Below are 5,746 nucleotides of genomic sequence, written 5' to 3'. Positions count from 1 at the left end.
TGCCGCCACCGACCGCGCCGCGCGCCAGCGCGAAGTCGTCGCCGCGCTGCTGGCCGTGCTGCCTGCGCACGCGGTGCTCTACACGCCCGAAGAGACCACGCCCTACGAGTGCGACGGCCTCACCGCCTACCGCGAGCGTCCGCTGGCCGTGGCGCTGCCCGAGACCGAGGCGCAGGTGCAGGCCGTGCTGCGTGCCTGCCACGCGCTGGGCGTGCCGGTGGTCGCACGCGGCGCGGGCACGGGCCTCTCGGGTGGCGCGCTGCCCAACCCGCTGGGCGTGACCTTGAGCCTCGCGAAGTTCAACCAGATTGTGCGCATCGACCCGCGCAGCCGCACCGCCGTGGTGCAGTCGGGCGTGCGTAACCTGGCGATCTCGGAGGCTGCCGCCCCTTACGGCCTGTACTACGCGCCCGACCCCTCGAGCCAGATCGCCTGCACCATCGGCGGCAACGTGGCCGAGAACTCCGGCGGCGTGCACTGCCTGAAATACGGTCTGACCGTGCACAACGTGCTGCAGGTGCGCGGCTACACCATCGAGGGCGAGCCGGTCACCTTCGGCAGCGAAGCGCTGGACGCGCCAGGCTACGACCTGCTGGCCGCCGTCATCGGCAGCGAGGGCATGCTCGCCGTGACCACCGAAGTCACCGTACGCCTCATCCCGAAGCCGCAACTCGCGCGCTGCATCATGGCGAGTTTTGACGACATCCGCAAAGCCGGTGACGCGGTGGCCGCGGTGATTGCCGCAGGCATCATCCCCGCCGGCCTCGAGATGATGGACAAGCCCATGACGGCGGCGGTGGAAGACTTCGTGCACGCGGGCTACGACCTGACGGCCGAAGCGATCCTGCTGTGTGAGAGCGACGGCACGCCCGAAGAGGTTGAGGAAGAAATCGAGCGGATGTCCGGCGTGCTTCGGGCGTCGGGCGCTACAAAAATTGCAGTCAGCCAAAACGAGGCGGAGCGGCTGAAGTTCTGGAGCGGGCGCAAGAACGCCTTCCCGGCGAGCGGCCGCATCAGCCCCGACTACATGTGCATGGACTCGACCATCCCGCGCAAGCGCCTGGCCGACATCCTGCTCGCCATCGCGCAGATGGAGCACAAATACGGCCTGCGCTGCGCCAACGTGTTCCATGCGGGCGACGGCAATCTGCACCCGCTGATCCTGTTCGACGCCAACGACCCCGACCAGATGCACCGCGCCGAGCTGTTTGGCGCCGAGATTCTGGAAGCCAGCGTGGAAATGGGTGGCACCGTCACCGGCGAGCACGGTGTCGGCGTCGAAAAGCTCAACAGCATGTGCGTGCAGTTCAGCCCCGAAGAGCGCGCGCAGATGTTCGCGCTCAAACACGCCTTCGACCCCAAGGGGCTACTCAACCCCGGCAAGGTCATTCCCACGCTGCAGCGCTGTGCCGAGTACGGAAAGATGCTCGTGCGCGGTGGCCGGCTGGCCTTCCCTGAGCTCGAACGGTTCTGACCGACGGGGCCGCCGGTGCGCACGCTCGAAGGCTTCGCTCTTCTGCTGCTGTGCCAGTCGGCCGGTGAGCTGCTCTCGCGCGCGCTGCACCTGCCCTTTCCGGGGCCGGTGGTGGGCCTGTTGTTGCTGCTGCTGGCCCTGAACTGGCGCGCGGTGCAACACCGCGTGGGTGCGGTGGCCGAGTTTTTGCTCGCGCATCTCTCGCTGCTGTTCGTGCCCGTGGGCGTGGGCGTGATGACGCATCTGGACCTGCTGCGCCAGTACGGGCCGCGTCTGCTCGTGGTGCTGGTCGTGTCCACCTGGGTGGCGCTGGCGGTCACCGCTGCGTTGCTGCGGGCGCTGTTGCGCGAGCCGCCGGCAGGCGCTGCGGACGGGGAGGCGCGCTGAACCTAAATCCGGCAGTTGACCGCTTTGAGCTGAATGCAAGGTGTTGATGTTTCAATGTTTTTGCTGCGGATGCGGTTCACCGCTCGGGTGAGCGCTGCGCACCCGTTCGAGTCGCCCTCGGGCCCGGGGGCGGCGTTGCAAATCCTCGCCATGGCCAGCGCCATGGCTGTGGTTTGCGCCTTGCCCGCGCGCCCGATGACGTCCCGCTCGGGCGCGCCCAACTGCCGGATTTAGGCTGAAATGGCGGACTTCGTTCAGCTTTGGGTGTACCTCTCGTCGACGCCGCTGTTCGGCCTCACGGCCACGCTGGGCGTGTATGTGCTGGCGCATGCGTTCTACACCCGCATGGCGCAGGCGCCGTGGGCCAACCCGGTGCTGTGGTCGGTGGTGCTGCTGGCGCTGGGGCTCGCTGCCACGGGCACCGCTTACCCCACGTATTTTTCGGGTGCGCAGTTCATTCACTTCCTGCTCGGCCCCGCGGTGGTGGCGCTGGCCTGGCCGCTGTGGCAGCGGCGCGCCGTACTGCGCCAGCGCGGCTGGGTGTTCGTGCTGGCGGCCTTGATCGGCGGGGTCGCGGCGGCGGGCAGCGCGGTGGTCTTGGGCTGGGCGCTGGGGCTTCCTTCCGAGGTGCTGCGCTCGCTCGCGCCCAAGTCGATCACCGCCCCCGTGGCCATGGGCGTGGCCGATCAGATCGGCGGCATTGCGGCGCTGGCGGCCGTGTTCGCGGTCGTCACAGGGCTCATCGGCGCACTCAGCGGCAAATACGTGTTCGACGCGCTGGGCATCGGCCGCGACGCCACGGGCTGGATGGCGCGCGGCTTCGCGCTCGGGACCGCCGCGCACGGGATCGGCGCGGCGCGTGCGCTGCAAGTGCACCCCGATGCGGGTGCCTGGGCGGCGCTGGCGCTCGGGCTTCAGGCGGTGGTGGCTTCGCTGGTGATTCCGCTCGTGGCCGCTTGGTTTTGACTGGCTGCAGGCGCCTCGGTCTTCGTTCCAATGCCCAGCCGGTCCAACGCGGCTTCGAGCTGCGCGACGGTGCGCGGCACATGGTGCCATTTGTCGAGACCGAACAGACCCACGCGGAAGGTCATGAAGTCCGCCGGCTCGTCGCACTGCAGCGGCACGCCCGCCGCGGTCTGCAGGCCCTGGGCCAGGAATTTCTTGCTGTTGTGAATCTCGGGGTCTTCGGTGTAGCTCACCACCACGCCGGGCGCCTGGTAGCCTTCGGCTGCCACGCTCGGGATGCCGCGCGACTCGAACAGCGCCCGCACGGCCGCGCCCAGCGCGATCTGCTCCTGGCGCACCCGCTCGAAGCCATAGGCCTCGGTTTCGAGCATCACGTCGCGCAGCCGCGCGAGCGCGTCGGTGGGCATGGTGGTGTGGTACATGTGGCCACCGCTTTCGTAGGTTTCCATCACCTGCAGCCATTTTTTCAGGTCGCAGGCAAAGCTAGTGCTGGTGGTGGCGTCGATGGCGCTACGCGCGCGCGCGCTGAGCATCACCATCGCGCAGGCGGGAGAGCCGCTCCAGCCCTTTTGCGGCGCCGAGATCAGCACGTCCACACCCGTGGCCTCCATGTCCACCCACATGGCGCCGGAGGCGATGCAGTCGAGCACGAACAGCGCGCCGACTTCGTGTGCGGCATCGGCCACGGCGCGCAGGTAGTCGTCGGGCAGGATCATGCCCGCAGCCGTTTCCACATGCGGCGCGAACACCGCGGCGGGGCGCTCGGCGCGGATCGTTGCGACCACCTCGTCGATCGGTGCCGGCACCCAAGGCGCATGCTTGTCCGTGCCGGTGCGGCGGGCTTTGAGCACGATGTGTTCCGACGGGATGCGGCCCATGTCGAAGATCTGCGTCCAACGGTAGCTGAACCAGCCATTGCGCAGCACCAGCACTTTGCGGTCGGTGGCGAACTGCCGGGCCACCGCTTCCATGCCGAAGGTGCCGCTGCCGGGTACGAGCACCGCAGAGCGCGCGTGGTAGACCGTCTTGAGGATGCGTGAAATGTCCCGCATGACGCCCTGAAAGCGCTGCGACATGTGGTTGAGCGCGCGGTCGGTATAGACGACCGAGAATTCGAGCAGGCCGTCGGCATCGACGTCGGGCAGCAGTCCGGGCATGGGGTTCTCCTCAACGGTAAGTGTCGGTCCGGTCGCGCGCAGGCGCACGCGAGACCGAGACGGCGAAACAATCAGCTTAGCACGCACGCTATTCGCGCGTGCGAAGGCGACATCGGCCCGGCGGCCCAGCACAGGTCAATGACGCGCAGCGGCGCGGCCGGGCTCTTGCGCAAGCTGCAGGGCGGTGGCATTGACCCGCGAACGTCATCAAAACGACACCTCGGGCCGGCACCATCCTGTGCGGACCGCTTCGCTCCGGTCGTTACCCACGAACCCACGTTATTTTTTCGGAGGACTCCATGCGCATTTCCCTCAAGGCCACCGGCCTGGTCCTGGCCTGCGCGGCCGCCCTGGCTGGCTGCGGCGGTGGCGGCGGCAAGCCGCTGCTCACGCTCGACGGCGCCAAGCCCCTCGTCATCGCCCACCGCGGCGCCTCGGGCTACCTGCCCGAGGAGACCCTGGAGGCCTATGCCAAGGCCATCGACCTCGGCGCCGACTGCATCGAGCCCGACCTGATCTCCACCAAGGACGGCGTGCTGATTGCCCGCCACGACCCCAACCTGGCCTACAGCACCGACGTCGCCAGCCACCCCGAGTTCGCCAATCGCAAGCGCGTGGACTGGAACGTGGACGGCGAGCTGCAAACCGGCTGGTTCGCACATGACTTCACCCTTGCCGAGATCAAGACACTCGGCGCCATCGCCACCGACGTCGAGCGCCCGCAGCAGTACAACGGGCAGTTCAAGGTGGTGACCTTCCAGGAAATCATCGACCTGGCCAAGTCGCGCTCGGTCGGCGGCCGGGTGATCTCGGTCTACCCAGAAACCAAGAACCCCACCTACCACCGCCAGCTCGGCCTGCCGCTGGAAGACAAGCTCATCGCGCAGCTCACCGCCGCGGGCTGGAACCGCAAGGACGCGCCGGTGTTCGTGCAAAGCTTTGAACCCAGCAGCCTGAAATACATGAAGAGCAAGGGCTTGCAAACCAAGATCGTCCAGCTCATCGACGCCGACGACTACGACTTCAAAACCGGCGGCCTGAGCTACGCCCCGCCCTATGACCGCCCCTACGACTGGACGCTCGCCGGCGACAAGCGGCTGTTCTCCGACATGGTCACACCCGCGGGCCTGGCCGAGATCAAAACCTATGCCGACGGCATCGGCCCGTGGAAGCCCTACATCGTGCCGATCAAAGGCGAGTTCGACGCCAACGGCAAGATGAAGGACCTCAACGGCGACGGCAAGGTCGACCTGCAAGATGGGCGCACCCAGCCGCCCACCAGCCTGATCGCCGATGCGCACAAGGCCGGCCTTTTCGTGCACCCCTACACATTCCGCAACGAAAAGCGCCGCCTGGCGTTCGACTACGCAGGCAACCCGCAAGCCGAATACCTGCAGTTCTACCGCCTCGGCGTAGACGGGGTGTTCTCCGATTTCACCGACACGGCGCTCGCCGCGCGCGACGCCTACCTGCGCGAGATGGGCTACTGAGGCAACGCTGAACAAGCTCCCGTGATGGCGCGCCAGCGGCCTGCGGGTCGCTCTTTTGTTTGTAGCATTTCATGACCGTTTTGCGCTGGGATCGCGGCCAATTCTTTGAAAATAAGGCTCAACTCAGCATCATCAAGCTCGCGTTCCCACCCGCCGCTGCGGTGTTGACGCTCAGCGCGCGCTCGAGCAGCAGCCGCTCGAGCGGCAACGCTGCGTCGCCGGGCTCGGCGGCGGGCTGTCCAACCTCAAACTCGCCGAGCAGGTGGGCCTCT

At 67.5% G+C, this 5,746-nt stretch carries 6 protein-coding genes; 5 read left to right on the top strand and 1 reads right to left on the bottom strand.

The window, feature by feature from the left end; genetic code table 11:
- The 4 genes from JHC36_RS08010 to JHC36_RS07995 all read left to right on the top strand — a co-directional run.
- The coding region (locus JHC36_RS08010) for an FAD-linked oxidase C-terminal domain-containing protein (protein ID WP_287918026.1) at positions 1-1,474 on the top strand (1,474 nt) is incomplete at its 5' end.
- Between the two features lie 15 nt (positions 1,475-1,489).
- On the top strand, positions 1,490-1,861 hold the full coding sequence (locus tag JHC36_RS08005) for a CidA/LrgA family protein (RefSeq protein ID WP_124222806.1): 372 nt from the start codon (positions 1,490-1,492) through the stop codon (positions 1,859-1,861).
- Positions 1,862-1,930: 69 nt separating this feature from the next.
- Entirely contained in the window at positions 1,931-2,095 is a 165-nt protein-coding gene (locus tag JHC36_RS08000) for a hypothetical protein (RefSeq protein ID WP_287918022.1), read from the top strand.
- A gap of 6 nt (positions 2,096-2,101) precedes the next feature.
- Entirely contained in the window at positions 2,102-2,827 is a 726-nt protein-coding gene (locus tag JHC36_RS07995; RefSeq protein ID WP_124222803.1) for an LrgB family protein, read from the top strand.
- Here the strand turns inward: JHC36_RS07995 and JHC36_RS07990 are convergent.
- On the bottom strand, positions 2,776-3,984 hold the full coding sequence (locus JHC36_RS07990; protein WP_287918018.1) for an aminotransferase class V-fold PLP-dependent enzyme: 1,209 nt from the start codon (positions 3,982-3,984) through the stop codon (positions 2,776-2,778). The two genes, JHC36_RS07995 and JHC36_RS07990, sit on opposite strands and share 52 nt — an antisense overlap.
- Positions 3,985-4,283: 299 nt before the next feature.
- On the opposite strand from JHC36_RS07990, the gene JHC36_RS07985 reads away from it, so the two are divergent.
- The gene (locus JHC36_RS07985) at positions 4,284-5,474 is read left to right on the top strand and encodes a glycerophosphodiester phosphodiesterase (RefSeq protein WP_287918015.1); all 1,191 of its coding nucleotides are present in this window, start codon (positions 4,284-4,286) and stop codon (positions 5,472-5,474) included.
- Positions 5,475-5,746: the final 272 nt, after the last annotated feature.

The sequence above is a fragment of the Tibeticola sp. genome, from assembly GCF_022759015.1.
Lineage (GTDB): Bacteria > Pseudomonadota > Gammaproteobacteria > Burkholderiales > Burkholderiaceae_C > Tibeticola > Tibeticola sediminis.
This window is presented reverse-complemented; position numbering and strand designations above follow the sequence as displayed.

Coding starts and splice junctions, on each gene's coding strand:
- JHC36_RS08000 (WP_287918022.1), top strand. CDS start 1,931: ATGCGGTTCACCGCTCGGGTGAGCGCTGCGCACCCGTTCGAGTCGCCC.
- JHC36_RS07995 (WP_124222803.1), top strand. CDS start 2,102: ATGGCGGACTTCGTTCAGCTTTGGGTGTACCTCTCGTCGACGCCGCTG.
- JHC36_RS07990 (WP_287918018.1), bottom strand. CDS start 3,984: ATGCCCGGACTGCTGCCCGACGTCGATGCCGACGGCCTGCTCGAATTC.
- JHC36_RS07985 (WP_287918015.1), top strand. CDS start 4,284: ATGCGCATTTCCCTCAAGGCCACCGGCCTGGTCCTGGCCTGCGCGGCC.